The sequence below is a fragment of the Escherichia sp. R1 genome (assembly GCF_003000935.1).
Lineage (GTDB): Bacteria > Pseudomonadota > Gammaproteobacteria > Enterobacterales > Enterobacteriaceae > Escherichia > Escherichia coli.
The window spans coordinates 25,897-50,479 of record NZ_PSRU01000003.1 but is presented as its reverse complement, the minus strand read 5'-3'; the positions used below and the strand labels follow the sequence as shown (position 1 = coordinate 50,479).

Sequence of the window (24,583 nt, the reverse complement as noted above, 5' to 3'; positions counted from 1 at the left end):
TATTATTCCTGTCAGGTTTAGCTATTTGCTAATTCAGTTAATAACTCTCCTAATTTCTTGCGTAATGCTCCTTCATTAATACCCGTTACAAAACCTGCAACGCTCATATGTGGTTTTCCAATATCACCTTTATAGTTATTAGTTGTGAGTACAATATCTGCATGAGCCATCTCAGAAGAAAGTTCAGCCATACTGCATTTGTTGATTTTAAATGCCGTAATACCATATTCAGCACATACTGACTTCACTTCATCAGCAGCAAGCGTAGATGTAGCGACACCGCTACCACAAGCAACAAGAATATTAATCATAATAAACTCCAGTTTTTACTATTGGATTATTTTGGACACAAAAAGTGCTTTTGCATCATCGACGGGAAGTGTCAGTAAGTTTTGGTAAAATTCTTCATTTTGGAGATGGTTAAATAATGACTTTAACAATCGAAGCTGGTCAGCAGGATCCGTAACAATAAGATTAACGACGAGTCTGACCCACAATATTCCATCTTCATCAGCCCTGTTCACAGGTATTGCTTCTGGCAGACGGATGATATAAATAGCCGGTTGACTCGCATGTTCACTATCACAGTGTGGTATAGCGATAGAATAACCTTCCAGTTCTATTCCTGTCGGATATTCCGCTTCGCGTTTACGCATAGCCTTGAGCCAGCTCTCTTTCACCGTATTCGTTTCACGATGCGTGTTATAAATATGTTCAAGCACGGCATCGTAATTCTGTAGTCCCGCACCATCGGCAACACTGATCGATATCATATCCTTTTCCCCTCACCCCACAATGCTCATATGAGCATTAACAAATATTCATATGAGCAGTTATAACACAACGATCCTGTGGATAAATAACGAGATCTGAGAAATTAAATCCAGATCACAAAAAAGCACATAATGGCGATAATCTTTATGCTCATATGAGCATTGTGTAATTAAAAAATGATTTCTTCGCGAAAAAGGAAGTAAAACTGACAATAAGTAGAGGACGAATTGAATAGAGATCGATAAGTAAGCATCACCAGGGATGCTCACTTGATAATTGGGAAATGATTACATTTGGCTAAGCTGATTCGAAGGGACAAGGCGTGTCGTAGTAAGTTCTAGCAGGTTATTACTGACGTGTATTTTGCGACTTCGGCAATCCCCTCTTTGTCGGCATGATCGTTGGTAATAAGGGCGGTGATCTCCGACCAGTCGCAGATCTTAAACAAACTGCTGCGCTCAAACTTGGTGTAATCTCCGAGGATATATTTTTTGTCTGAGTGCGAAATTATCGTGCGATCCAAAAACGCATCAGAAGAAGAAGGCGTTGATGGACCAGTCATGTTACTAAAGCCGTCGGTTCCAATGAAACAGAGATCAACATGTATATCGTTGATCATAGATACCGCCCACCCCCCAAACACTGAGGAACTCTTTCTTCGCAGTTCGCCGCCAAAGAGAAAAACCTGGTTGTCAGATTCAATCAACACACTGGCAACGGGGAGCGAATCAGTGAAGATTTTAAACCCAGACTTCATACATAACAGGTTAGCCAGCTCAAAAGTGGTACTGCCCGTACCGATAATCATCGAACTATTAGGCGGAATAAAATCAAGCGCTTTACGAGCAATCGCCTTCTTATAAGAGTTATTCTCTTTTTCCCTGACCTGAAAGGGATGCTCTATGGCCCTTTGCTTTAAAGTCGCCCCACCATGGCTTTTGATCAGCAGCCCTTTTTGTTCAAGATGGGTCAAATCTTTCCTGATGGTTTCATACGTTACTTCATACTTTCTTGCGAGATCACTGACATAGACCGTACCTGCCGACATTAAGTCTTCAAGTATTAACTTTCGCCTTTCATCAACCAGATACATCCTTCCTCCTGAAATCTATTGCCCATCTGAGAAAACGCCAAGCATAGCACAGATGATGCAAACAAAAACAAACACTAACCGTGGAAAGTACAAATAAGCCCAATAAAGACAATAGTTCAAAAGCCATATATCCGATTGATAATAAATGAATTTTTATTATTCATTACAACGCCACTGTACAATCCCAATTTGTCTCAATTGGCTTAATTTATTTTTTATTTGTTTTTATTGGTTTTTAATATCATAAAAATCAATCAGTTATAAATTTTGTGATTTTGATCTCAATTGACAACCAATATTTACCAACAGCATACTTGGCTTTAGTTACTTAACGACAGGCAAAATGAAATGAAAACGAAGATTGCTATCGCAAGCGATGATGTAGGTTTTGCACGTAAAGAGGAGATAAAAAAATACCTCATAGAAGAGAAAAACATGGAGATCGTGTACGATCCCGTCACATGTAAGGAACAAGGTGTCAATAACTTCGCGCGTCTGGCCGACGAAATGGCAGGCATTATTCAACGCGATGAGTGCCGTCTGGGAATTTACATTTGTGGGACTGGCATTGGCTTTACTTGTCAGATCAACAAACACTGGGGCATAAGAGCCGTTGCGGTTACTAACCCCTACTCCGCAAAGCGGGCGCGACTCAGCAATAACGCACAAGTTATTGGACTGGGTTGCCGGGTCAACGATCTCGAATACAGCAAAATGATTGTCGATGCATGGTTGGATAACCCATTCGACTTCACCACCGCCAGAGAAAATTCTAAAAAGAACTTACTGGAAGCTGAACGTAACGATAATGCATTGCTGGTTAAGCCCGCTGATGTACGCTGGAATATGGGTTTCCGACCAGATGATGAAAAATCTGAGGGTTAATGTATGGAACTGATCACGCAATTTATAAACGATCTGGGAAATTTTATATTTATCCCGGTCATCTTCCTGGTACTGATGAAGATACTTGGCCGTCCTCTTTCTGAATGTATCTCGTCTGCCATCAAAGTAGGCATTGGTTTCATTGCGCTAACCATGACCATCAAACTGATGCTGGAAAAAATGCAACCGGCAGTCACCGGATTAGCAGAAGCAACAGGTTCCTCGCTCAGTGCCATCGATGTTGGTGGCGCAGCGACTGCGGTTATGGGATTTGGCTCCAGCATGGGCGCTATCATTATTCCCCTCTGTGTTGCGGTAAATATTGCAATGCTGGTCGCCCGCCTGACTGACTGTGTTAACGTTGATGTTTTCAACCTTCATCAAAATGCGTCAATGGGGGCAATTGTTGGCGTCTATTCTGGTAGCTTCCTGTATGGCGCATTGACCGCCGCGCTATTCCATGTCTGGGCGCTGATCGCTGCCGATCTCGGTGCTAAAAATAACGAAAAATTCTTTAACCTGCCAAAAGGTGTTGCGATCTCTCACCCGGTTGCCAATACCTACTTACTTTTCGCTTATCCATTCAACTGGATTTATGATCGCATCCCAGGCTTCCGTAATCTGAATGTGACCGCCGAAACTATTCAAAAACGGTTTGGCATTCTGGGCGATCCAACTATGGTTGGTTTTATTATTGGTATTTTGTTGGGCTTTTGTGGTTATGGCTGGAAATCCCCCTACCACACCATAATTGCCAGCCTACAGTTAGGGATGTATCTGGCTGCAGTCATGCTTTTGTTGCCACGTATGACCTCTATCATGATGGAAGGGCTTGTTCCGCTTTCCAACGTGGCACGCAAAAAACTGGTCAAACGTTTCCCGGATCGTCAAATCACTGTTGGAATGGACACTGCCCTGATTGTGGGTCATCCGTCAGTTATCGCCCCGGCATTATTACTGATCCCGGTGATTGTGATCCTCGCAGTGATCTTGCCCGGCAACCGCGTTATGCCACTGGGTGACCTCTCTCAGTTTGTGTTTTTCATTGCCTGCATGGTGCCTGTTTTCAATGGCAACATTATTCGCACCTGGGTGACCTCGATCATTTTGTTCGGTGGTGGTCTGTATATTGCATCGTGGATGGCACCGGCTACCAACGAAGTCTTCCAGAAGTTTGGTACAAACCCGGATGCCAGCGTGATGTACTCTTCGCTTAACCCGTCTGCGAATCCATTTACTGGTCTGTTTGCCGCCCTGAGCCATGTTGGAATCATTGGCTATGTGATGGCAGGTATCCTTTTGTTATCTATTGGATACTTAATTAAACAAAAATCACGTCGCCAGATTGAAACGGATTTAGAAAAAGCGCTTTAAATCTTTTACAGAGGAATAATCAAATGAAAAAAATCTTAGTAGTTTGCGGAAACGGAATTGCCTCATCTTCCATCATGGTCTCTGTACTGCAGGACTTCCTGAAAGAAGAGAAAATTGAAGCGCAAGTCGATAAATCTTCGTTAATGGCATGCACCAGCGATACCTTCAACAGCTATGACCTGGTGGTTTCATCGACCAAACTCGATAACCCGGCCATTACTACTCGTGTCATCGTTGGCGCTGGATTACTGACTGGTCTGGGCGAAGATGAGATTTTCGCTGCAGTTAAAGAAGAGATGTTGAAATAACAGGTGTGCAATGAAATTTGAAATTCTGGTGAATGATGTTGATAACAGCATCAGTGACTATCAAACGGCGATCACCTTTGCTGGTACGCAATTATTGGAAAAAGGCTACATCACTGCAGAATACATTGACGCCTGCCTGGAACGTGAAAAAAGCTATCCGACAGGGCTAATGATGGCAAACGGTCAGGGTATCGCCATTCCCCATGCCGATTACACGCTGGTAAATGTAAACAGTATCAGTATTGTTCGTTTCGCCAATGATGTCACTTTCGGGCAAATGGAAGATGCTGATTTAACAGTTGATTGTAGCATTATGTTTAACCTGGCATTTGCCACCAGTGATCAACATATGTCGATATTGCGTCGTTTATTCACACTGTTTCAGGATAACGCCTTTGTTGAGACTTGCCGCAATTTACCTGCAACGCGCGTAGCTAAATATGTAGAGGATACTCTCGCAGCATCCTGAAATTAAAAGGGCAGAATCAGCGGTACTGCCCTTTCTTCACTGATACGCCTATTAATCCAGAAGTTTAATAGCCGTATCAAAATCAGTAATTAAGACGTTTAAAAGTCCAGATTTCAGCGAAGCAAGAATGCCTTCATATTTCTCTTCCCCTCCGGCGACACCAATCACTTTTTTGGCTTTTTGTAGTTGATCCGTCGAAATGCCAAATCCCAGACGTTCAATAGGGCTATGAAGAATCTTCCCTTCCCTGCTGACCAACGAGATACACACATCCGCAGCGATATCTTGTTGAAACAAAGCTTCGCACCAGGTATCCGGAAATATTTTACACAAGCTTGAAGAACCTGATTTCCAGTCACCTATCCCGGTGATAACCACATCCAACTGCGAGTAATATTGCTGTGTATCTAATACCGCTGGATCACCTGCCAGTCTGGCAGCAAGCTCTTCGTCATCGACCCACATCGGCACGTACATTGGGTGCGCTTTTCCCTGCGAAATGGCAGCGATCTTATGAATAAGATCTATTGGCCCTTGACTAAACTCTATCCCCGGATGTACGCCAGATAACTGCACAACGTCTAAAGGAGGCAGCTTGCTCAACTTACTGACCGTACTTGATAATACACGTCCCCAGGCGATCCCCACTTTCATACCTTCATGAAGAGATTGCATAAGATATTCAGCGGTGACTTCACCCAATTTGTGATTGAGTTCTTCTTGCGTCGTCCATGATTCAGCAACTGAAAGAACAATTGCATCTTCCAGATGAAATTTTTTCCGTAGATTATTGGCGATTTCTTCATCCATCGCTTGCTGCTTAGGGAAGATAAACCTCACATAATCCTGTTCGATCGCCTCATCGATCAATCTGGCAACTTTAAAGCGGGAAACGCCAAGCTCCTCAGCAATCTCAATCTTGGTTTTCATATCCGCAAAATAGCGTCTGACCACGAGCGAGTATATGTAACGAGGATCGTAACCCTGCCAACGGCTGTTTTTATTCTGTTTCGTCATTCTCTTTTCCATTGATCATGTCATCCGCAAACATGTATAAATCAGAAGAGTATAACGTTTATGCTCATAAGAGATGCGCATATGAGAAGAAAATTATCATTTGTATGATTCGAAACAACCTGTTCTGGATGACGGAATGCTTACACAGACCGACAAACCAGACGTTTTGAATGTCAAAATCCGTTACGGTTGATATTCACAGGCATTCCCGATCGACGTTGCAACGCAGCATTTGCGCGATTTACATCAACTTCTTGCCCGTTGATAAACGCCCGCAAAGATGGGGTTACCGGCAATGGCACTTTTCGGTCAGACTCATATTCTGCACGATTGCGCGACAGCGGCTCATGAACTTCCAGCCACTTTGAACCATCCGGTTCCGTTGTGTATTTCACTGGCTGATCAATAATTTGTACACGAGTGCCTACAGGAACATTATCAAACAGATATTTGATATCGTCATTACGCAGACGAATACAGCCCTGACTTACCCGGAGCCCAATACCAAAATTGGCATTGGTACCGTGGATGGCATACAACTTGCCAATATAAATCGCGTACAGCCCCATGGGGTTATCGGGCCCCGCAGGAACAAATGCGGGCAAACTCTCCCCTCGTTTCGCATATTCGCGCCGGGTGTTCGGCGTTGGCGTCCAGGTTGGTGCTTCTTGTTTACGTTCAACGGTAGTCACCCAGTTACGCGGGGTTTCTCGCCCAGCCTGGCCGATACCAATAGGAAAGACTTCCACTGTATTACTGTCTGGCGGATAGTAATAAAGACGCATTTCAGCGACGTTAACCACAATCCCTTTACGAACAGTGGCGGGCAAAATCAGTTGCTGCGGAATGGTGAGTTGTGAGCCAGGCTTCGGCAAAAAAACATCAGCGCCCGGATTCGCTTCCAGCATATTACTTAACCCTTGCCCGTATTGTGCGGCAAAAGTCTCCAGCGGCTGAGTATTGTGATCAGGAACAGTTACAGTAAGCGACTGCCCCACTAAACGGCTACCCTCTGGAGGTAATGGATAAGTTACCGCCAGGCTATTTTGGCTGGCAAAAAGCAGAGCAAATGAGCAAAGAATATTTACACGACGCATCATGTCCCTTTCCTAAGTCGCGAATACTATCCGATAAGTATAGCTTTTATCAGACTTTTCGTTTTTAGCTGTTCAAATCAGAAGTCGTATTCCCCGGTAGAACAATATTACTGGCAGCAAGTTCGCCCATATTGTTGTATATCGCACAAGCAGCTTCGATGATGGGCATCGCCAGAGCTGCACCACTCCCCTCACCTAAACGCATATCCATATTGAGATAAGGCTCCAGCCCCAAATGCGACAGCGCTATACGCGCGCCTTTTTCTGCCGACAAGTGAGAAGAAATGAGATACGGTTTGATTGCAGGAGACATCTGGCAGGCTGCGAGCGCAGCAGCATAAGAAAGAAATCCATCCAGCAACACGGGTAAACCGCAGGAAGCAGCACCTAACATCACTCCAGCTATTCCGACCAAATCAAATCCACCCACTTTTGCCAGGACATCAACACCATCCTGAGGATTTGGTTGATTTAACGTAATCGCCCGGCGCACAACATCAATTTTATTAGCCAGTTTATCTGTCGGCAGGTTTGCGCCAATCCCAACCACTTCTTCAGGATCCCAGCCAGTGATTGTGCTGACTATTGCCGCTGCCGGTGTCGTGTTTGCCATCCCCAGTTCACCTACACCAAACAGCGTGACACCGTTTTTTGCCAGCTCCCGCGTATAACATATGACGTCCAAAAGCAACTTTTCAGCCTGACGGCGACTCATTGCCGGAGCTGAAGCAATATTGCCACTACCTCGTGCGACACGCATGTTGATAAGCCCGGGGATAGGCTCAGCAGTATCAATACCAACATCAATTACGTGGACGTTAGCGCCCGCTTGTGCTGCCAGCACACACACGCCGGTTGTTCCGCGGGTCATATTTTCAGCCTGTATGGCTGTCACTTCTTTTGGAGAAATAGCGACCCCTTCCTCCCAGACGCCGTGATCGGCACACATAACCAGTATCGCTTTTTTGCCCACATGCGGTATGCCATTCAACCCCGGCATTCCTGCCAGTTGTATGGCAAGCGCCTCCAGCTTTCCCAGGCTACCAACAGGTTTGAGTAACCCGTCAATATGCCGTTGTGCACGCGACATAGCGGGAGGGTCGATGGCTGGGATCGTATTCAGTAAATCGGCAAGTATTTGCATGTTACGTCTCTTTATAGCAGTGCCAGCAGGAAGACCAGTTCACCAAGCTCTATGGCTGCTCCCAGCGTATCGCCCGTTTGCCCGCCCAGCGTACGTTTGAGAAGCTGACCGAGGATGAAAATCGCCACCATCGTCACCACCATAGCAGCCACACCATGCATACCCGGCAATAATACGGCAGCAAAAATAGCGGCTAAGCCGAGTGTGACGCAGGTTTGTCGCCCATCAATTTTGCCAATGAACACATTGCCAAGCCCTTCTTCCCGCGCATAACGATGACGATACATCAATAATGCGGCAGTCCCGCGGCTGACCGCACATGCTGCCGCCAGCGATGCAAGGATCGGTTCGCCACGCAGAGCCAACTCGCTTAACACCAGAATCTTTGCCAGTACCACAAAAATCAATGCCAGACCGCCGTGGGTGCCTAAACGGCTATCACGCATGATTTCCAACATGCGATCGCGGCTACGTGCAGAAAATACGCCATCACAGGTATCAGCGAGGCCGTCCAGGTGGAATCCCCCGGTCATCAGCGCCAGCACAAGTACGCTAAACAGTGCCGCCAGTGGTACGCCGCACCATGCCTGCAGCACCATGAAGACCAGCCCGCTAATCGCGCCAAGCAATAATCCAATCAAAGGAAAAGTAATAATACCGCGAGAATAATGCTCGAAATCCAGTCCCTGGGACCAGCGACGCGGTACAGGCAGACGCGTAATAAATGAGAGCATCGCCCAAAATAATTTACTCATTTGATTTTTACTCCAATACCCGAAACCACCAGCCATACTTCATTTGCCGCAGCGGCCAACTGCTGATTTACCCGCCCGGCAATATCACGAAAATGTCGTGCCAGACGACTCTCCGGCACAATCCCCATTCCCACTTCGTTAGTCACTAATACAACCTTTGCGGGGCAACGTTGGCAGGCAGCAATCAACGACTGAATCTCAGCATTAATCGCCTGTTCCATCGCCTGATAATCCCATTCATCAGGGTCTTTATCGCCGCCATAATCAAACAACAGATTAGTCACCATTGTGGTAACGCATTCCAGCAACACAGCCTCATTCGGGTTAATGTCTGCATGAATTAATTCATCAAGATGTTGCCAACGCTCCACTGTGCGCCAGTGCTCCGGGCGGCCTTGCCGATGATGTTCTATCCGTGCAGCCATCTCATCATCAAGGATTTGCGAGGTGGCGATATACAGAACCTGTGAAGAGTCCCCAATAAGCGCCTCTGCGTGGCGACTCTTCCCGCTCCGTGCGCCCCCCGTCACCAAAATCATCATACCGACTCCTGATTCAATTGTATGATGGTATTCATTGAACAGAACAATGGATCCCCCACCGTTGCTGACCGCAAAACATTTACGCGATTAATACTGCGCGTAATATAATTAAAAATCCAGCATTCTCAATCCATTACGAAAGAAGATGGCATTGCGGAATAGCCAGACTTCCTCGTGTTAACGTCCGACAAAATGCGTCATTGACAGCGGTTTCTCTGGCATGACAGATCTCATTCAGATAATGGATTAATGCTACAGCCCCACCAGCCGGACCATTCAGCAAACGGGCATTGTGTTCTGCAATCAAAATTACCGTCGTTCCCTCAGAATGAGCGAGCCATTCTGGTACGGATATCTCGCTTTCAGCTGCTATCAATAGCAGCACTGAATAATAGCTATACGCATCTGATAACGATTGCACAGGCCCACCGTCAAAAGGCTGGAAATCTTGCTGCCAGTCCTCACCAACAAAACAGGTTATTGGCAATATTTCCGCCAGATGTTTCGCCAGATCCACATCTCCAGATAAGAGGCAAAAAAGAGCTATCGATTCGGGTTTTATCGTTTTCATGCCCCTCGCCCTCCACTTAATTTCCTGTAATGGCGGTCTGGTTGATAAGCCATGAAACAAGATTGCCACACCTTAAGTGCAGCCCTGGTGCCTGTCGGCACTGCGATGAAAGAACTAAATGATGCCGCCATACCCTGATCCTTTCAGGGTGGTAGGGGTATAAAGACGCGCCTGTACTCTACCGGACGCTTCCGGGCAACCCACTTCCCACCGAAGTTGTTGGTATTGACTGACTGGCTGGTCTTCTGGCTTAGCGTCATCCTCTCCCGACCTTCCCAATCTCGCGATCAGTGGCATTTTCGGGTTTGTCAGCATTACAGCAGCGGGGGCTGCGAGGGATTTTCACCCTCTTCCCAGGCACAAATGTGCCACACCTGTCAGCGTATGTTATGAGCTGATTTCACTTTTCCCATAACAGGTAAATAACGTTAATTATTCATTGCAGAGTTTATTTAAACCGTCCTCTTTTTTTGGGGCATTTACTCTATACCGTTTCCATCGCCGCATTATCACTCACTTGCTGTCGATACACCTGCGGCGTAACCTGATAAGTCTGACGGAAAACTTTGCAAAAATAACTTGTTTGCGAAAAACCTAAATTACGCGCAATGCTGGCGATGCTCCAGTCACTATGGCACAGTAACTCACGAGCGCTGGCCATCCGTTGTTGGTTTACCCACGCATTAAACCCGATTCCATGGTATTTCTTAAATAACTTACTGAAATAATAAGGGCTTAGATAAACGTGCGAGGCGACATCTTCCAGACGCAAATCGTCTGATAAATGCGCATCAATATAACGTAAAGCTTTTTTCATTTTATTGTCGTGGGGACCAGGCGCACGAGTCTGGCGCAACGAATCTGACTGAGATTTGTTCTCTTTAATAACCACAAAATTGAGTTGTTTTTTTAGGCAATTTTCTACAATCAACTTCAACAAATCCGCAGAGGCCATAACTCTTGAGTAATCCATCTCAGGGACTTTGCGAAATTCATTAAGTAATTCGGGATCTGCCTGCCAGCAATCATCGACATTCAGAATATCGACCAAATCGACATCATCATTACGCAGACGAACTTGCCCGCACAATACAAAACCAACTAAATGCCCGGCGATTACCAGTGGAATAGAGAAATCGGTTAATCCGGCATGACAGCGATAAATACAAGGCTGATCGGATTTAGAGGCTTCCAGACCCCCACAACGATCGCTCATGCGACATCGAGTGCTCAGCTGAGGGTGTTGCCGCATCATCTGACAAAATGGAGTGAAGTTAAACAGCTCGGAAATTTCATCGCCGTGAATATTGACCACGACAACCGCAAGGCTGGTCGCCTGCGCAAAATCCTGCGCGATTTTATTAATGAGTTCTGAATTAAGTGTCGCCGCAGAAATCATGATAAAACCTCCCAGTTAATTTATTGTTATAGCAAAACAATTGTTTTACATTTAATCTTCACATCATCCTTGATGATTTACTGACGAGAAGCACAAAGGACAATAACAAAAGCCTCCGTGAAGCGGGAGACTTTTTAATAAGTTCGGAAAGCAGATCACAAACAGTAAAAAAATAAACGTTTATAACTGCCAAATTATTTCGTTATTCGCTGATTTCTTTAGGCGTTACACTATTGACAGGTAAATTCTTTGCAATGAGATAGCGATAAATCGCCGCACCAACACATGCCCCAATGATCGGTGCAATAATGGGTACAATGAAATAAGGAATATTGCGTCCACCAGTCATCGCAATTTCCCCCCAACCCGCAAACCAGGTGAAAATTTTAGGTCCAAAATCACGCGCTGGATTCATGGCAAAACCGGTTAATGGTCCGGTAGAAGCACCAATAACAGCAACCAGAATACCAATGAGTAAAGGCGCAAGCGGTCCTTTGGGTACGCCATTACCGTCATCGGTCAACGCCATAATCAACCCCATTAACATGGACGTTATGACCACTTCGACCAACGCTGCTTGCCATACATTAATCGCCGCTGCTGGATAAGTACTGAAGATACTGGCGAGTTGTAAACTTTCTGCGCTACCACGCACTATATTGTGAGCAGATTCAAAATCGGTAAACAAACTGCTGTAGAGAGAATATGCCAGAACCGCACCACCAAAGGCACCCGCTAATTGCGCCACACAAAATGGCAGCACTTTACGGGCTGGGAAAGAGGCAAACAGCCACAGAGCAATGGTAACTGCCGGGTTGAGATGAGCGCCGGAAATACCTGCCGTAAGGTAAACAGCAAGCGAAATCCCTAATCCCCAAATGATACAAATTTCCCACAGTCCCAGACTTGCCCCGGTAACCTTCAGGGCGCACAAACAACCAATGCCAAAAAAGAGGAACAGTCCGGTGCCCAAAAACTCGGCAACGCATTGCGCCTTGAGTGAATCATTCATAGTGACACCTTCTTTACGGAGTTTTTCTTTATCAGCCAACTATGCGCTGATTGTTGTGTATACCGAGCGCAACTATAAAAAATTGCTCTGCAGAAAATATTGCCAACATGCATGACAGACTCGTGTAAAAATCGTGCTAACATAACAAATTATTGTCATTGCCGAATCATGCAACACAGCGTTAATCAGTGTTGAAAGTAATAATTTCCACCAAACTTTTACAATAAAAAATTGCCATCATGACATAATAAAATTGAAACAAATATCACAGTTCCTTCCTTCGAACCAAACTCAACGAAATATTACTCGCGATTAAACTCACTAGCCAACGCAATTAATTCACATTGAAATATCTACAAAACAACCAATAAATTAACAACATATAGTTCATAAAAGCAATTTTATTATATTTGTTCTCTATTAATTTTTCTCATTAGCCGATTAAGTCAGCCATTCTTTTTCCTCGCTTTTTTTTATAGTCATATCGTCAAAAAAATCCAGGCGAGGTCTTTATGCAACAAGAAGCGTTAGGAATGGTAGAAACCAAAGGCTTAACTGCCGCCATAGAGGCCGCAGACGCCATGGTGAAGTCGGCAAATGTTTTGCTGGTCGGCTACGAAAAAATAGGTTCCGGGCTGGTGACCGTCATCGTTCGTGGTGATGTCGGGGCGGTAAAAGCGGCAACAGACGCGGGTGCCGCAGCTGCGCGTAACGTCGGCGAAGTAAAAGCCGTACACGTTATTCCCCGCCCACATACCGATGTCGAAAAAATCTTACCAAAGGGAATTAACCCATGAGCAGCAATGAACTGGTCGAACAGATCATGGCGCAGGTCATCGCTCGCGTAGCGACGCCAGAGCATGAGGTTCTCCCGAAAACCACTCATCAAATACGAGAGACGGCTATGGCAGAAAAAAGCTGCACGTTAACAGAATTTGTTGGCACCGCTATTGGCGACACTGTAGGTCTGGTCATTGCGAACGTTGATAGCGCCCTGTTGGACGCGATGAAACTTGAAAAACGCTATCGTTCCATTGGCATTCTGGGGGCGCGTATTGGCGCAGGGCCACACATTATGGCCGCTGATGAAGCGGTAAAAGCCACCAACACTGAAGTTATTAGCATTGAACTTCCTCGGGATACTAAAGGCGGTGCCGGACACGGCTCATTGATCCTCTTAGGTGGCAACGATGTTTCCGACGTGAAACGCGGTATTGAAGTTGCCCTGAAAGAACTCGATCGGACCTTTGGTGATGTCTATGCCAACGAAGCCGGGTATCTTGAACTGCAATACACCGCCCGCGCCAGCTATGCACTGGAAAAAGCGTTTGGCGCTCCACTGGGACGGGCTTGCGGCGTTATTGTCGGCGCTCCGGCTGCGGTGGGTGTTCTGATGGCCGACACCGCGCTGAAGTCCGCCAATGTGGATGTCGTGGCATACAGCTCCCCCGCTCAAGGCACCAGCTACAGCAACGAAGTCATTCTGATTATCTCGGGTGACTCCGGCGCAGTCCGCCAGGCGGTCATCTCCGCACGCGAAATCGGTAAAACCGTGCTTTCGACTCTCGGCGATACACCGAAAAACGATCGCCCTTCCTACATCTGAATTCTCTGAGGCAGATTTATGAGATCGAAAAGATTTGAAGCACTGGCAAAACGCCCGGTCAACCAGGACGGTTTCGTTAAAGAGTGGATTGAAGAAGGCTTCATTGCGATGGAAAGCCCGAACGATCCTAAACCGTCAATCAAAATTGTTAACGGCGTCGTTACCGAACTGGATGGAAAACCCGCCAGTCAGTTTGACCTGATCGACCACTTTATCGCCCGCTACGGTATCAATCTCGCGCGCGCAGAAGAAGTCATCGCGATGGATTCGGTAAAACTTGCCAATATGTTGTGCGATCCAAATGTCAAACGTAGCGATATCGTTCCCCTTACCACAGCAATGACGCCTGCAAAAATCGTCGAAGTGGTTTCGCAGATGAACGTGGTAGAGATGATGATGGCGATGCAGAAAATGCGCGCCCGTCGAACACCATCACAACAGGCTCACGTCACCAACATCAAAGATAACCCGGTACAAATTGCCGCCGACGCAGCTGAAGGCGCATGGCGCGGGTTTGATGAACAGGAAACCACCGTTGCCGTTGCTCGCTATGCACCGTTCAACGCCATCGCCCTGCTGGTCGGCTCACAGGTGGGACGTCCGGGCGTCTTGACCCAGTGTTCACTGGAAGAAGCCACCGAACTGAAACTCGGTATGTTAGGCCACACCTGTTACGCCGAAACAATTTCTGTCTATGGTACAGAACCTGTTTTCACCGATGGCGATGATACCCCGTGGTCAAAAGGATTTCTCGCGTCATCCTATGCTTCTCGCGGCTTAAAAATGCGCTTTACTTCCGGCTCCGGCTCTGAAGTACAGATGGGTTACGCGGAAGGCAAATCAATGCTTTATCTCGAGGCTCGATGTATTTACATCACCAAAGCCGCAGGCGTTCAGGGTCTGCAGAATGGTTCGGTAAGCTGCATCGGTGTTCCATCAGCTGTGCCATCAGGCATCCGTGCAGTATTAGCGGAAAACTTAATTTGCTCATCGCTGGATCTGGAATGCGCCTCCAGTAATGACCAGACCTTTACCCACTCGGATATGCGCCGTACCGCACGTTTCCTGATGCAATTTCTGCCAGGTACCGACTTTATCTCTTCCGGTTTTTCCGCTGTGCCGAACTACGACAACATGTTTGCTGGTTCAAACGAAGATGCTGAAGACTTCGATGATTACAACGTCATTCAGCGTGACCTGAAGGTTGATGGCGGGCTGCGACCAGTACGCGAAGAAGATGTTATCGCAATCCGCAATAAAGCCGCTCGCGCTTTACAGGCTGTCTTTGCCGGTATGGGACTACCGCCAATTACCGATGAAGAAGTCGAAGCGGCAACCTATGCCCACGGTTCGAAAGATATGCCTGAGCGCAATATTGTGGAAGACATCAAGTTCGCCCAGGAGATCATCAATAAAAACCGTAACAGCCTGGAAGTGGTGAAAGCCCTGGCGCAAGGCGGTTTTACCGATGTCGCCCAGGACATGCTCAACATGCAAAAAGCAAAACTGACCGGCGATTATCTCCATACCTCAGCCATCATCGTCGATGACGGACAAGTGCTCTCTGCGGTCAATGACGTCAATGATTACGCCGGACCAGCTACAGGTTACCGCCTGCAAGGGGAACGCTGGGAAGAGATCAAAAATATTCCCGGTGCACTTGATCCCAACGAAATTGACTAAGGGTGAGAAATGGAAATTAACGAAAAATTACTGCGTCAGATTATCGAAGACGTGCTGGCAGAAATGCAAACCAGCGACAAGTCCGTTTCATTTCGCGCACCTGTCTCTGCAACTGTCTCTTCAGTGCCAGATACCGAAAATTTTCTGACCGAAATTGGCGAAGCCCAACAAGGCACTCAGCAAGATGAAGTCATTATTGCTGTAGGCCCGGCGTTCGGCCTGGCGCAAACCGTCAATATCATCGGTATTCCGCATAAAAACATTTTGCGCGAAGTGATTGCCGGTATCGAAGAAGAAGGCATTAAAGCCCGTGTGATTCGCTGCTTTAAATCGTCCGATGTCGCATTCGTAGCAGTCGAAGGAGATCGTCTTAGTGGTTCAGGTATTGCTATCGGTATTCAGTCGAAAGGCACAACGGTTATCCACCAGCAGGGACTTCCTCCCTTGTCTAACCTGGAACTTTTCCCACAAGCGCCTTTGTTGACGCTGGATACTTATCGTCAGATTGGCAAAAACGCCGCGCGTTATGCGAAGCGCGAGTCTCCACAACCAGTTCCGACCCTCAACGATCAAATGGCGCGGCCTAAATACCAGGCCAAATCAGCCATTTTGCATATCAAAGAGACGAAGTACGTGGTCACTGGCAAAAAACCGCAAGAACTGCGCGTGACGTTTTAACAAAGGAAACCTTCATGAATACCGATGCAATTGAGTCGATGGTCAGGGACGTGTTGAACCGCATGAACAGTTTACAGGATGCAGCTCCTGTTTCTGCGGTCCCCAGCGCGTCAATACAGAGCGCCAAAGTGACGGATTACCCGCTGGCAAATAAACATCCGGAATGGGTTAAAACAGCAACCAATAAAACGCTCGACGATTTCACTCTGGAAAATGTGCTAAGCGATAACGTCACCGCCCAGGATATGCGCATTACCCCTGAAACATTGCGTATTCAGGCCGCGATTGCCAGAGATGCTGGTCGTGATCGCCTGGCGATGAATTTTGAACGCGCCGCTGAGCTTACCTCAGTACCGGATGATCGCATCCTCGAAATCTACAATGCGTTACGCCCTTATCGTTCGACTAAGCAAGAACTTATTGCCATTGCTGACGATCTTGAACGGCGTTATCAGGCCCAAATTTGTGCTGCATTTGTCCGTGAAGCTGCGGAACTTTATGTCGAGCGCAAAAAACTGAAAGGCGACGATTAAGGACGAATTATGCGATATATAGCAGGCATTGATATCGGCAACTCATCAACAGAGGTTGCGCTGGCAACGCTCAGTGCAACTGGAGAGTTGTCGCTCGTGAGTAGCGCCCTGGCGGAAACCACCGGAATTAAAGGTACGTTGCGTAACGTCCATGGTATTCAGGAGGCGCTCGCACAGGCAACGAAAAAAGTCGGCATCAATGTTAGCGATATTTCGCTTATTCGTATCAACGAAGCAACTCCGGTCATTGGTGATGTGGCGATGGAAACCATCACTGAAACTATCATCACCGAATCAACCATGATCGGTCACAACCCGAAAACTCCGGGCGGAGTGGGGCTGGGCGTAGGGCTCACCATCACTCCGCAAGAGTTAGGAAGGTATTCCCTTTCGCATTCAACACATTCCGTCAGGTGAAGTTATCGATAGCGCCTGGCTGGCTGCTCGTCAATCTCCCCTGTTGGTTGGCATTGCCTGCGATCAGGAAAAACTGATTGTGCATTACAAAAACTTACCGGCATCAGCGCCACTGTTTACGTTGATGTATCAACAAGATAACCATGCCAGGCGCAGCATCGGCACTAACGCTGCCCGCCTGGTAAAAGGGATTCCCTTCCGGGAACTCCACTCATAATCCACAGGAGAAACGCAGTATGAACAACGCACTAGGACTGGTTGAAACAAAAGGGTTAGTTGGCGCAATTGAAGCTGCAGATGCCATGGTTAAATCCGCCAACGTGCAGCTGGTTGGCTATGAAAAGATTGGTTCGGGTCTGATTACGGTGATGGTCCGTGGCGATGTTGGCGCAGTAAAAGCCGCCGTTGATGCAGGAAGCGCCGCCGCAAGCGCCGTTGGCGAAGTGAAATCCTGCCATGTCATCCCGCGCCCACACAGTGATGTTGAGGCTATTTTACCTAAATCAGCATAACCCCATTCGCTAAGGAGCACAGCGTGAAGCAATCACTGGGATTACTTGAAGTCAGTGGTCTGGCACTCGCCATCAGTTGCGCAGATGCTATGGCAAAAGCCGCGTCCATCACGCTGGTTGGCCTTGAGAAGACCAATGGCTCAGGCTGGACGCTCATCAAAATCACCGGTGACGTCGCCTCGGTTAATGCGGCGATCGCGACGGGAGCCAGTTTCGCCGGACAGCGAAATGGCCTCGTCGCACACAAAGTGATTGCCCGTCCGGGAGACGGCATTCTGCCCCACACAACTGAAGCATTGACTGTGACGGTTGAAACAAGCGAAACACCAGCAACAACCGTCATCTCAGAGATTATCAGTTGTAATTTGTGTCTTGACCCGGCATGTCAGCGGCAAAAAGGTGAGCCCCGCTCACTTTGCCTGCACGCCAATAAGCGAGGGGAGTAACAGTGGATAAACAAACCTTGCAGGAAACAGTGAGCCAGATTCTGGATGAGATGCGCGAGCGCCCTATCCCTCTGGGTGTTTCCAGTCGTCATATTCATCTTTCAACAGCGGATTATTTGCGTCTTTTTCCTGAACAACCGATTAGCGAGAAAAAGCTGTTAATGCAACCTGGCCAATTCGCTGCTGAACAGGTTGTTACGCTGGAGGGACCAAAAGGTAAATTGCACAACGTTCGCTTGTTGGGGCCGCTACGCAATGCAAGCCAGGTGGAAATTTCCCGTACGGACGCCAGAACGTTAGGGATCACCGCCCCGCTACGCATGTCAGGCGATCTCAGCGGCACTCCAGGGATTCGTTTGATAAGCCCATTTGCGGAACTGGAGATCACATCTGGCGTCATTGTCGCACAACGGCATATTCATATGTCTCCGCTGGATGCCCTGATTTATGGCGTTACGCATGGCGATAAAGTGGCGGTTGCCATTAAAGGTGATGAGCGACGACTGATATTCGAAAACGTCGCTGTTCGCGTCTCTCCGGATATGCGTCTTGAAATGCATATTGATACCGATGAAGCCAACGCCGCAGGGGCTGATAGCCCTGACGTTTTTGCCACACTGGTGTCAGTGCCATGAATAACATGCTGATGCAACGTATTGTTGACGAAGTGGTTTTTCGCCTTAAACAACGTGCGGGAAAAACACTCGTGCTGACTGTTTTTCAACTGCGAGACGCCAGCGTTCAAGAGATAGTTCATCAGTATGCATCATTACAAATCCGATATGTCGATCTGCCGCTGCTACGACAACTTGCGGGGAACGAAACGTCAGATCGAGCAGCAATTCAGATACACGAAGCGTTAGCCTGGGGATTGCACATTCAATTGTCGTTGCAGTGTCATTTCCTGAACGCCATTGAATTGAAGACTCTCGCCCGTCTACCGCTAAGCTGGTGCGACGAGCAAGGGCAACCGATCTACCTTCATCGTGATCGACTTTTAAGTTATGCCGATATTGCACAGTTAAGCTCGGGAATACTGGTGTTACAGCGAAAATGTTGTGTGACCGCACTGGCTCGTGAAGCGGCAATTACCCGAAATATTCAGTTAATCAGGCAGGAGTAACCTATGCATCTGGCTCGAGTCACTGGCGCGGTAGTATCCACGCAAAAATCACCTTCTCTGATCGGGAAAAAACTGCTGCTGGTTCGCCGGGTCAGTGCTGACGGCGAACTGCCTCTCACGCCATTAACCGGCGACGAAGTTGCCGTTGATTCAGTCGGCGCAGGCGTTGGTGAATTGGTACTCCTCAGCAGTGGTTCCAGCGCCAGACATGTTTTTTCCGGCCCTAACGAAGCCATCGACCTGGCAGTGGTCGGCATTGTCGATACGCTTTCGCGCTAAGGAGTTGAAAGATGGCAATTTATACCCGAACAGGTGATTCAGGAAGTACGTCTTTATTTACCGGACAGCGCGTCAGCAAAACTCATCTACGTGTCGAAACCTATGGCACGCTGGATGAACTGAACGCGACACTCAGTCTGTGTTATTGCGCCACCGCCATCGAAAGCCATCGCATCTTACTGGAAGCCATTCAACAACAGATATTTTGGTTTAGCGCTGAACTCGCCAGTGAAAGCGAACAGCCGTCAGCGCAGCTGCGTTACATCGGTACGGAAGAAATTGCCGCGCTGGAAAACGCGATCGATAGCGCAATGAACGCCGTCCCTCCAGTTCACAGCTTCATTCTGCCTGGTCGATGTGAAGCCGCAAGCCGCATGCATTTCGCCCGCACGGTGGCTCGACGGGCTGAAAGACGTCTGGTTGAACTGACAACGGAAACCATCGTCCGGAATGTTTTGCTGCACTATATCAACCGACTTTCCGATTGCCTGTATGCCCTCGCCCGCGTGGAGGACAATGTTGCTCATCAAAACCTGATGATTCAGGAAATCACAAAACGTTATCACGAAGCCAACCACACACCAGCATTGAAGGAACGCACAATGCCGCTCACTTTTCAGGATCTTCACCAGCTCATTCGTAGTGCGGCAATGCGCGCAGATGAACTGCATATTCCCGTTGTCATCAGCATTGTTGATGCCAACGGAACAGAAAGTGTTACCTGGCGGATGCCTGATGCCCTGTTGGTCAGCAGTGAACTGGCACCGAAAAAAGCCTGGACCGCCGTGGCGATGAAAACGGCAACCCACAAACTTGCTGATACCGTGCAACCCGGCGCGCCGCTTTACGGGCTCGAAAGCCATATGCAAGGCAAAGTCGTCACTTTTGGTGGCGGCTTCCCCCTCTGGCGTGACGGAAAATTGCTTGGCGGGCTTGGCATCAGCGGCGGTAGCGTTGAACAAGACATGGATATTGCCCAAAGCGCAATGGCGGCAATTAACGTGGGAGTAAACCAATGAATAACTCTGAATTAGAAACACTGATCCGCAATATTCTGCGTGAACAACTTGTCCCCGCTACGCCACGAATGCAAAGAAACGCTATTTTTCAGACTGTTGATGAAGCGGTCTGCGCAGCACACCAGGCCTTTTTACGCTTTCAACAGTGCCCGCTTAAAACCCGTAGCGCCATTATCAGCGCCATTCGCGAAGAATTAATGCCCCGCCTTACAGAACTGGCAGAAGAAAGCGCCAGTGAAACAGGGATGGGAAATAAAGAGGATAAGTACCTAAAGAACAAAGCAGCACTCAATAATACGCCAGGAATTGAAGATTTAACCACCACTGCACTAACCGGTGATGGTGGCATGGTTTTGTTTGAATACTCCCCGTTTGGGGTTATTGGCTCGGTCACGCCAAGCACCAACCCCACGGAAACCATCATTAACAACAGCATCAGCATGCTGGCAGCAGGTAATAGCGTCTACTTCAGTCCACACCCGGGAGCCAAATACGTTTCGTTAAAACTGATTACCACAATCGAAGACATCGCGTTTCGCTGTAGTGGCATTCACAACCTGATCGTTACCGTATCTGAACCAACCTTTGCCGCCACCGAACAGATGATGGCGCACCCTAAAATCAGCGTTCTGGCGATTACCGGCGGCCCGGGGATCGTCGCCATGGGAATGAAAAGTGGCAAGAAAGTGATTGGTGCCGGAGCGGGTAACCCACCCTGCATTGTCGATGAAACAGCGGATATTGTGAAAGCCGCCGAGGACATCATCAACGGCGCTTCATTTGATTACAACCTGCCGTGTATCGCTGAAAAAAGCCTGATTGTCGTGGCATCAGTGGCAGATTATTTAATTCAGCAGATGCAAAGCTTTGGCGCACTTCTTCTTAACCATGAACAAACGGAGAAATTGCGTGCAATTTGCCTGCCAGACGGTAGCGCCAACAAAAAACTGGTTGGGAAAAGCCCATCAGCCTTGCTGGAAGCAGCGAGCCTCCCTTTGCCCGCAAAAGCGCCGCGCCTACTGATTGCTGTTGTTGACGCCGATGATAGTTGGGTTACGTGTGAACAACTGATGCCAATGCTGCCCATTGTGAAGGTCAACGATTTTGACAGCGCTCTCGCCCTGGCGTTGAAAGTGGAAGACGGCTTGCACCACACGGCAATTATGCACTCGCAGAACGTCTCACGGCTCAACCTTGCCGCGCGCGTTATGCAAACCTCAATCTTTGTCAAAAACGGCCCCTCCTGGGCGGGTATTGGCGTCGGCGGCGAAGGCTTTACGACCTTTACCATTGCAACACCGACCGGAGAGGGTACAACGTCAGCACGGACTTTTGCCCGCTCACGACGCTGCGTGTTAACCAGCGGCTTTTCCATTCGCTAGAGAAACGGAAATGAAAACTTTTTCACTGCAGACGCGTTTATACAGCGGAACGGGAAGTCTCAACATACTGAGCCGTTTCACGAATAGGCACATCTGGATTATTTGCGACGTCTTTCTGGCACACTCACCACTCATTGACACGTTGCATCAGGCGCTGCCCGACAGTAATCGTCTCAGTATTTTTAGCGAAATAACGCCCGACCCAACTATCCAGACCGTGGTGAAAGGCATTGCGCAAATGCAGACTTTACGCCCGGATGTGGTTATCGGTTTTGGCGGCGGTTCTGCCCTGGACGCCGCAAAAGCGATTGTCTGGTTCGGTCGCCAGTGTGGCATTGAAATTGAAACCTGCGTAGCCATTCCTACCACCAGCGGTACCGGTTCCGAAGTGACCAGTGCTTGTGTCATCAGCGATCCTGAGAAAGGGATTAAATATCCCCTTTTCGATAATGCACTTTATCCGGATATCGCGATCCTTGATCCATCTTTGGTCGTCAGCGTGCCACCAGCGATAACGGCCAATACCGGGATGGATGTTTTAACCCATGCGCTTGAAGCTTATGTTTCTCCCCGCGCCAGCGACTTCACGGATGCACTGGTCGAAAAAGCCGTGCAAATTGTTTTTCAATACCTGCCCACTGCAGTGAAGAAAGGCGATTGTCTTGCCACCCGTGGCAAAATGCATAATGCATCGACGCTTGCAGGAATAGCCTTTAGCCAGGCCGGACTCGGTTTAAACCATGCACTTGCTCATCAACTCGGCGGACAGTTTCATCTGCCGCACGGCCTGGCGAATGCGCTCCTGCTCACGGCGGTAATCCGCTTTAATGCTGGCGATCCGCGCGCAGCCAAACGCTACGCCCGGCTGGCGAAAACGTGCCATTTATGCCCGGACAACGCCAATGACACCGCCAGCCTGAATGCACTTATTCAACATATTGAACAGCTTAAAACAACCTGTACGCTGCCAACACTTGCCAATGCGCTGAAAGAAAAAAAAGCAGAATGGTCAATACGCATACCAGATATGGTTCAGGCAGCGCTGGCGGATGCAACGTTGCGTACCAACCCGCGTGCGGCTGATGCCTCCGCGATTGCAGAACTGCTCGAGGAGTTGTTATGAACGTCGAGTTAACCTCCTGCGATGACCAGACCATCCGCGAGCGAGTACAAGCAGCAGGTGTTGTGGGTGCTGGCGGCGCAGGTTTTCCAACCCATATTAAGCTACAAGCGCGTGTTGACACGTTCCTGGTGAATGCGGCGGAATGCGAACCAATGTTGAAAGTGGATCAACAGTTAATGGTGCAGCAAGCCAGCCGCCTGCTTCGCGGTGTTCACTATGCTATGAAAGCCACCGGGGCCAGTAGCGGAATCATCGCGCTGAAAGAAAAATATCAACGGGCAATAAACGCACTCACACCACTGTTACCACCGGATATCCGCCTGCATATTTTGCCCGATGTTTACCCCGCAGGAGACGAAGTGCTGACCATCTGGATGGCAACTGGTCGCCGCGTTCCACCCGCTGCATTACCCGTTAGCGTCGGTGTGGTGGTCAATAATGTTCAAACCGTACTTAATATTGCCAGAGCCGTCGAGCAACAGTATCCAGTGACGCGCCGCACACTCACTATTAATGGTGCAGTGGCGAAACCAATAACGGTAACCGTCCCCATCGGCATGTCTTTACGTGAAGTCCTGGCGCTGGCGGGCGGCGCAACAGTAGATGCTCCTGGTTTTATCAATGGCGGGCCGATGATGGGAAGTTTGATCACATCGCTCGACACCCCCGTCAGCAAAACCACTGGCGGATTGCTGGTTTTACCCAACTCTCATTCACTGATCCAACGTCGAATGCAGAATGACCGCAGCGTACTTGCCGTCGCGAAAACTGTTTGTGAGCAATGCCGCTTGTGTACCGATCTCTGCCCACGTCATTTAGTCGGTCACGAACTGGCCCCCCATTTATTAGTACGTGCGGTTAACTACCAACAGCTCGCTACGCCACAACTGTTACTGACGGCGCTCACCTGTTCGGAGTGCAACGTCTGCGCCAGCGTCGCCTGTCCGGTAGGAATTTCACCAATGCGCATAAACCGCCTGCTTAAGCAGGAATTACGCGCACAAAATCTCCGCTACGAAGGTGCCTTAAACCCTGCTGATCCCATGGCAAATTATCGACTGATTCCCGTAAAACGGCTGGTAACCAGACTTGGCTTAACCCCGTGGTATCAGGATGCGCCATTGTCTGAACAGGTGCCTCAGACCGAAAAAGTGACGTTATTGTTACGCCAGCACATCGGTGCCAGCGCAATTGCGTGTGTACAAAAAGGCGATCGCGTCGTTCATGGGCAATGTGTAGGTCAAATTCCACACGGCACATTAGGTGCCCCCATTCATGCCAGTATTGATGGCATGGTCAGCGATGTGACAGAAAACGCAATTACGCTTGTGAGAGGTTAACG

At 48.3% G+C, this 24,583-nt stretch carries 29 protein-coding genes, 2 pseudogenes and 1 riboswitch; of the genes and pseudogenes, 20 read left to right on the top strand and 11 right to left on the bottom strand.

All coding sequences use genetic code 11. The annotated features are described in order from the left end of the window. Positions 1 to 17 precede the first annotated feature (17 nt). The 3 genes from C4F37_RS04695 to C4F37_RS04685 form a co-directional block, all read right to left on the bottom strand. Positions 18 to 311, bottom strand: coding sequence for a PTS sugar transporter subunit IIB (locus tag C4F37_RS04695; RefSeq protein WP_000608246.1), 294 nt, complete (start codon positions 309 to 311; stop codon positions 18 to 20). A gap of 18 nt (positions 312 to 329) precedes the next feature. Beyond that, a complete protein-coding gene (locus C4F37_RS04690) occupies positions 330 to 773 on the bottom strand; it encodes a PTS sugar transporter subunit IIA (RefSeq protein WP_001524949.1) in 444 nt (147 codons plus the stop codon). A 338-nt stretch (positions 774 to 1,111) separates the two neighbouring features. Next, entirely contained in the window at positions 1,112 to 1,867 is a 756-nt protein-coding gene (locus C4F37_RS04685; protein ID WP_000281586.1) for a DeoR/GlpR family DNA-binding transcription regulator, read from the bottom strand. 348 nt (positions 1,868 to 2,215) lie between these two features. On the opposite strand from C4F37_RS04685, the gene C4F37_RS04680 reads away from it, so the two are divergent. From C4F37_RS04680 to C4F37_RS04665, 4 genes are read left to right on the top strand one after another with little or no spacing between them, the layout of a single operon-like run. Next, positions 2,216 to 2,752 (top strand): RpiB/LacA/LacB family sugar-phosphate isomerase, encoded by a 537-nt coding sequence (locus tag C4F37_RS04680; protein ID WP_000850105.1) that lies wholly within the window; start codon positions 2,216 to 2,218, stop codon positions 2,750 to 2,752. Between the two features lie 3 nt (positions 2,753 to 2,755). Then, a complete protein-coding gene (locus C4F37_RS04675) occupies positions 2,756 to 4,126 on the top strand; it encodes a PTS galactitol transporter subunit IIC (RefSeq protein ID WP_000420479.1) in 1,371 nt (456 codons plus the stop codon). 23 nt (positions 4,127 to 4,149) lie between these two features. Continuing rightward, positions 4,150 to 4,434 carry a PTS sugar transporter subunit IIB gene (locus tag C4F37_RS04670; RefSeq protein WP_000723158.1) on the top strand — a complete coding sequence of 95 codons (285 nt, stop codon included), beginning with the start codon at positions 4,150 to 4,152 and terminating at the stop codon, positions 4,432 to 4,434. A gap of 10 nt (positions 4,435 to 4,444) precedes the next feature. Further along, on the top strand, positions 4,445 to 4,903 hold the full coding sequence (locus C4F37_RS04665; protein ID WP_000667216.1) for a PTS sugar transporter subunit IIA: 459 nt from the start codon (positions 4,445 to 4,447) through the stop codon (positions 4,901 to 4,903). A gap of 51 nt (positions 4,904 to 4,954) precedes the next feature. On the opposite strand, the gene C4F37_RS04660 is transcribed toward C4F37_RS04665, so the two are convergent. The 8 genes from C4F37_RS04660 to pduF form a co-directional block, all read right to left on the bottom strand. Further along, complete coding sequence (locus tag C4F37_RS04660; protein WP_000166254.1) at positions 4,955 to 5,920, bottom strand: sugar-binding transcriptional regulator; 966 nt, start codon at positions 5,918 to 5,920, stop codon at positions 4,955 to 4,957. Between the two features lie 173 nt (positions 5,921 to 6,093). Then, positions 6,094 to 7,020: a L,D-transpeptidase gene (gene ldtA, locus C4F37_RS04655; RefSeq protein WP_001773987.1), complete on the bottom strand. Its 927-nt coding sequence runs from the start codon at positions 7,018 to 7,020 to the stop codon at positions 6,094 to 6,096. A gap of 61 nt (positions 7,021 to 7,081) precedes the next feature. Further along, positions 7,082 to 8,161 carry a nicotinate-nucleotide--dimethylbenzimidazole phosphoribosyltransferase gene (gene cobT, locus C4F37_RS04650; protein ID WP_001773988.1) on the bottom strand — a complete coding sequence of 360 codons (1,080 nt, stop codon included), beginning with the start codon at positions 8,159 to 8,161 and terminating at the stop codon, positions 7,082 to 7,084. 11 nt (positions 8,162 to 8,172) lie between these two features. Beyond that, on the bottom strand, positions 8,173 to 8,916 hold the full coding sequence (gene cobS, locus C4F37_RS04645; RefSeq protein WP_001297350.1) for an adenosylcobinamide-GDP ribazoletransferase: 744 nt from the start codon (positions 8,914 to 8,916) through the stop codon (positions 8,173 to 8,175). Next, on the bottom strand, positions 8,913 to 9,458 hold the full coding sequence (gene cobU, locus C4F37_RS04640; protein ID WP_000973172.1) for a bifunctional adenosylcobinamide kinase/adenosylcobinamide-phosphate guanylyltransferase: 546 nt from the start codon (positions 9,456 to 9,458) through the stop codon (positions 8,913 to 8,915). The genes cobS and cobU overlap by 4 nt, the downstream gene beginning before the upstream one ends. A 133-nt stretch (positions 9,459 to 9,591) precedes the next feature. Next, complete coding sequence (locus C4F37_RS04635; protein ID WP_000849053.1) at positions 9,592 to 10,029, bottom strand: hypothetical protein; 438 nt, start codon at positions 10,027 to 10,029, stop codon at positions 9,592 to 9,594. A 218-nt stretch (positions 10,030 to 10,247) separates the two neighbouring features. Beyond that, positions 10,248 to 10,422, bottom strand: a riboswitch (cobalamin riboswitch). 91 nt (positions 10,423 to 10,513) lie between these two features. Next, positions 10,514 to 11,428: a transcriptional regulator PocR gene (pocR, locus tag C4F37_RS04630; protein ID WP_000622044.1), complete on the bottom strand. Its 915-nt coding sequence runs from the start codon at positions 11,426 to 11,428 to the stop codon at positions 10,514 to 10,516. Positions 11,429 to 11,630: 202 nt separating this feature from the next. Continuing rightward, positions 11,631 to 12,440, bottom strand: coding sequence for a propanediol diffusion facilitator PduF (gene pduF, locus C4F37_RS04625; RefSeq protein ID WP_001000049.1), 810 nt, complete (start codon positions 12,438 to 12,440; stop codon positions 11,631 to 11,633). Between the two features lie 512 nt (positions 12,441 to 12,952). On the opposite strand from pduF, the gene pduA reads away from it, so the two are divergent. The 16 genes and pseudogenes from pduA (at position 12,953) to C4F37_RS04545 (ending at position 24,581) form a co-directional block, all read left to right on the top strand. Continuing rightward, positions 12,953 to 13,237, top strand: a complete 285-nt coding sequence (gene pduA, locus C4F37_RS04620) for a propanediol utilization microcompartment protein PduA (RefSeq protein WP_001183614.1) — start codon at positions 12,953 to 12,955, stop codon at positions 13,235 to 13,237. After that, positions 13,234 to 14,046, top strand: coding sequence for a propanediol utilization microcompartment protein PduB (gene pduB, locus C4F37_RS04615; RefSeq protein ID WP_001773989.1), 813 nt, complete (start codon positions 13,234 to 13,236; stop codon positions 14,044 to 14,046). The genes pduA and pduB overlap by 4 nt, the downstream gene beginning before the upstream one ends. A gap of 18 nt (positions 14,047 to 14,064) precedes the next feature. Next, complete coding sequence (gene pduC / locus C4F37_RS04610; protein ID WP_001256911.1) at positions 14,065 to 15,729, top strand: propanediol dehydratase large subunit PduC; 1,665 nt, start codon at positions 14,065 to 14,067, stop codon at positions 15,727 to 15,729. Between the two features lie 9 nt (positions 15,730 to 15,738). Beyond that, positions 15,739 to 16,407, top strand: coding sequence for a propanediol/glycerol family dehydratase medium subunit (locus C4F37_RS04605; protein WP_000405041.1), 669 nt, complete (start codon positions 15,739 to 15,741; stop codon positions 16,405 to 16,407). A gap of 14 nt (positions 16,408 to 16,421) precedes the next feature. After that, on the top strand, positions 16,422 to 16,940 hold the full coding sequence (gene pduE, locus C4F37_RS04600; protein ID WP_001090586.1) for a propanediol dehydratase small subunit PduE: 519 nt from the start codon (positions 16,422 to 16,424) through the stop codon (positions 16,938 to 16,940). A gap of 9 nt (positions 16,941 to 16,949) precedes the next feature. Next, positions 16,950 to 17,315 (top strand): annotated as a pseudogene (locus C4F37_RS04595) (diol dehydratase reactivase subunit alpha); the annotation flags it as partial. Between the two features lies 1 nt (position 17,316). Next, a pseudogene (locus tag C4F37_RS04590) lies at positions 17,317 to 17,574 on the top strand (glycerol dehydratase reactivase beta/small subunit family protein); the annotation flags it as partial. 19 nt (positions 17,575 to 17,593) lie between these two features. Then, on the top strand, positions 17,594 to 17,869 hold the full coding sequence (gene pduJ, locus C4F37_RS04585; RefSeq protein WP_001057752.1) for a propanediol utilization microcompartment protein PduJ: 276 nt from the start codon (positions 17,594 to 17,596) through the stop codon (positions 17,867 to 17,869). Positions 17,870 to 17,892: 23 nt separating this feature from the next. After that, positions 17,893 to 18,315 (top strand): BMC domain-containing protein, encoded by a 423-nt coding sequence (locus C4F37_RS04580; RefSeq protein ID WP_000814165.1) that lies wholly within the window; start codon positions 17,893 to 17,895, stop codon positions 18,313 to 18,315. A gap of 2 nt (positions 18,316 to 18,317) precedes the next feature. Then, positions 18,318 to 18,950: a phosphate propanoyltransferase gene (locus C4F37_RS04575; RefSeq protein ID WP_000361041.1), complete on the top strand. Its 633-nt coding sequence runs from the start codon at positions 18,318 to 18,320 to the stop codon at positions 18,948 to 18,950. After that, a complete protein-coding gene (gene pduM, locus C4F37_RS04570; RefSeq protein ID WP_001061901.1) occupies positions 18,947 to 19,438 on the top strand; it encodes a microcompartment protein PduM in 492 nt (163 codons plus the stop codon). Before C4F37_RS04575 ends, pduM begins: the two co-directional genes overlap by 4 nt. Before the next feature lie 3 nt (positions 19,439 to 19,441). Beyond that, a complete protein-coding gene (gene pduN, locus C4F37_RS04565) occupies positions 19,442 to 19,717 on the top strand; it encodes a propanediol utilization microcompartment protein PduN (protein WP_000549827.1) in 276 nt (91 codons plus the stop codon). Positions 19,718 to 19,728: 11 nt separating this feature from the next. After that, on the top strand, positions 19,729 to 20,736 hold the full coding sequence (gene pduO, locus C4F37_RS04560) for a two-domain cob(I)yrinic acid a,c-diamide adenosyltransferase PduO (RefSeq protein ID WP_001029501.1): 1,008 nt from the start codon (positions 19,729 to 19,731) through the stop codon (positions 20,734 to 20,736). Next, positions 20,733 to 22,118: a CoA-acylating propionaldehyde dehydrogenase PduP gene (pduP, locus tag C4F37_RS04555; RefSeq protein WP_001065567.1), complete on the top strand. Its 1,386-nt coding sequence runs from the start codon at positions 20,733 to 20,735 to the stop codon at positions 22,116 to 22,118. Before pduO ends, pduP begins: the two co-directional genes overlap by 4 nt. A 10-nt stretch (positions 22,119 to 22,128) precedes the next feature. After that, positions 22,129 to 23,241, top strand: a complete 1,113-nt coding sequence (locus C4F37_RS04550; protein WP_000847528.1) for a 1-propanol dehydrogenase PduQ — start codon at positions 22,129 to 22,131, stop codon at positions 23,239 to 23,241. Further along, entirely contained in the window at positions 23,238 to 24,581 is a 1,344-nt protein-coding gene (locus C4F37_RS04545) for a 4Fe-4S dicluster domain-containing protein (protein ID WP_001100244.1), read from the top strand. Before C4F37_RS04550 ends, C4F37_RS04545 begins: the two co-directional genes overlap by 4 nt. Positions 24,582 to 24,583 lie beyond the last annotated feature (2 nt).

Excerpts from the sequence above, each read along its gene's own strand:
- pduM (WP_001061901.1), top strand. The coding sequence starts at position 18,947 with ATGAATAACATGCTGATGCAACGTATTGTTGACGAAGTGGTTTTTCGC.
- C4F37_RS04680 (WP_000850105.1), top strand. The coding sequence starts at position 2,216 with ATGAAAACGAAGATTGCTATCGCAAGCGATGATGTAGGTTTTGCACGT.
- pduO (WP_001029501.1), top strand. The coding sequence starts at position 19,729 with ATGGCAATTTATACCCGAACAGGTGATTCAGGAAGTACGTCTTTATTT.
- C4F37_RS04635 (WP_000849053.1), bottom strand. The coding sequence starts at position 10,029 with ATGAAAACGATAAAACCCGAATCGATAGCTCTTTTTTGCCTCTTATCT.
- cobS (WP_001297350.1), bottom strand. The coding sequence starts at position 8,916 with ATGAGTAAATTATTTTGGGCGATGCTCTCATTTATTACGCGTCTGCCT.
- ldtA (WP_001773987.1), bottom strand. The coding sequence starts at position 7,020 with ATGATGCGTCGTGTAAATATTCTTTGCTCATTTGCTCTGCTTTTTGCC.
- C4F37_RS04545 (WP_001100244.1), top strand. The coding sequence starts at position 23,238 with ATGAACGTCGAGTTAACCTCCTGCGATGACCAGACCATCCGCGAGCGA.
- cobT (WP_001773988.1), bottom strand. The coding sequence starts at position 8,161 with ATGCAAATACTTGCCGATTTACTGAATACGATCCCAGCCATCGACCCT.
- pduA (WP_001183614.1), top strand. The coding sequence starts at position 12,953 with ATGCAACAAGAAGCGTTAGGAATGGTAGAAACCAAAGGCTTAACTGCC.
- pduC (WP_001256911.1), top strand. The coding sequence starts at position 14,065 with ATGAGATCGAAAAGATTTGAAGCACTGGCAAAACGCCCGGTCAACCAG.
- C4F37_RS04690 (WP_001524949.1), bottom strand. The coding sequence starts at position 773 with ATGATATCGATCAGTGTTGCCGATGGTGCGGGACTACAGAATTACGAT.
- pduB (WP_001773989.1), top strand. The coding sequence starts at position 13,234 with ATGAGCAGCAATGAACTGGTCGAACAGATCATGGCGCAGGTCATCGCT.
- C4F37_RS04550 (WP_000847528.1), top strand. The coding sequence starts at position 22,129 with ATGAAAACTTTTTCACTGCAGACGCGTTTATACAGCGGAACGGGAAGT.
- C4F37_RS04605 (WP_000405041.1), top strand. The coding sequence starts at position 15,739 with ATGGAAATTAACGAAAAATTACTGCGTCAGATTATCGAAGACGTGCTG.
- C4F37_RS04670 (WP_000723158.1), top strand. The coding sequence starts at position 4,150 with ATGAAAAAAATCTTAGTAGTTTGCGGAAACGGAATTGCCTCATCTTCC.
- pduN (WP_000549827.1), top strand. The coding sequence starts at position 19,442 with ATGCATCTGGCTCGAGTCACTGGCGCGGTAGTATCCACGCAAAAATCA.
- C4F37_RS04675 (WP_000420479.1), top strand. The coding sequence starts at position 2,756 with ATGGAACTGATCACGCAATTTATAAACGATCTGGGAAATTTTATATTT.
- pocR (WP_000622044.1), bottom strand. The coding sequence starts at position 11,428 with ATGATTTCTGCGGCGACACTTAATTCAGAACTCATTAATAAAATCGCG.
- cobU (WP_000973172.1), bottom strand. The coding sequence starts at position 9,458 with ATGATGATTTTGGTGACGGGGGGCGCACGGAGCGGGAAGAGTCGCCAC.
- pduF (WP_001000049.1), bottom strand. The coding sequence starts at position 12,440 with ATGAATGATTCACTCAAGGCGCAATGCGTTGCCGAGTTTTTGGGCACC.
- pduJ (WP_001057752.1), top strand. The coding sequence starts at position 17,594 with ATGAACAACGCACTAGGACTGGTTGAAACAAAAGGGTTAGTTGGCGCA.
- pduE (WP_001090586.1), top strand. The coding sequence starts at position 16,422 with ATGAATACCGATGCAATTGAGTCGATGGTCAGGGACGTGTTGAACCGC.
- C4F37_RS04695 (WP_000608246.1), bottom strand. The coding sequence starts at position 311 with ATGATTAATATTCTTGTTGCTTGTGGTAGCGGTGTCGCTACATCTACG.
- C4F37_RS04665 (WP_000667216.1), top strand. The coding sequence starts at position 4,445 with ATGAAATTTGAAATTCTGGTGAATGATGTTGATAACAGCATCAGTGAC.
- C4F37_RS04660 (WP_000166254.1), bottom strand. The coding sequence starts at position 5,920 with ATGACGAAACAGAATAAAAACAGCCGTTGGCAGGGTTACGATCCTCGT.
- pduP (WP_001065567.1), top strand. The coding sequence starts at position 20,733 with ATGAATAACTCTGAATTAGAAACACTGATCCGCAATATTCTGCGTGAA.
- C4F37_RS04685 (WP_000281586.1), bottom strand. The coding sequence starts at position 1,867 with ATGTATCTGGTTGATGAAAGGCGAAAGTTAATACTTGAAGACTTAATG.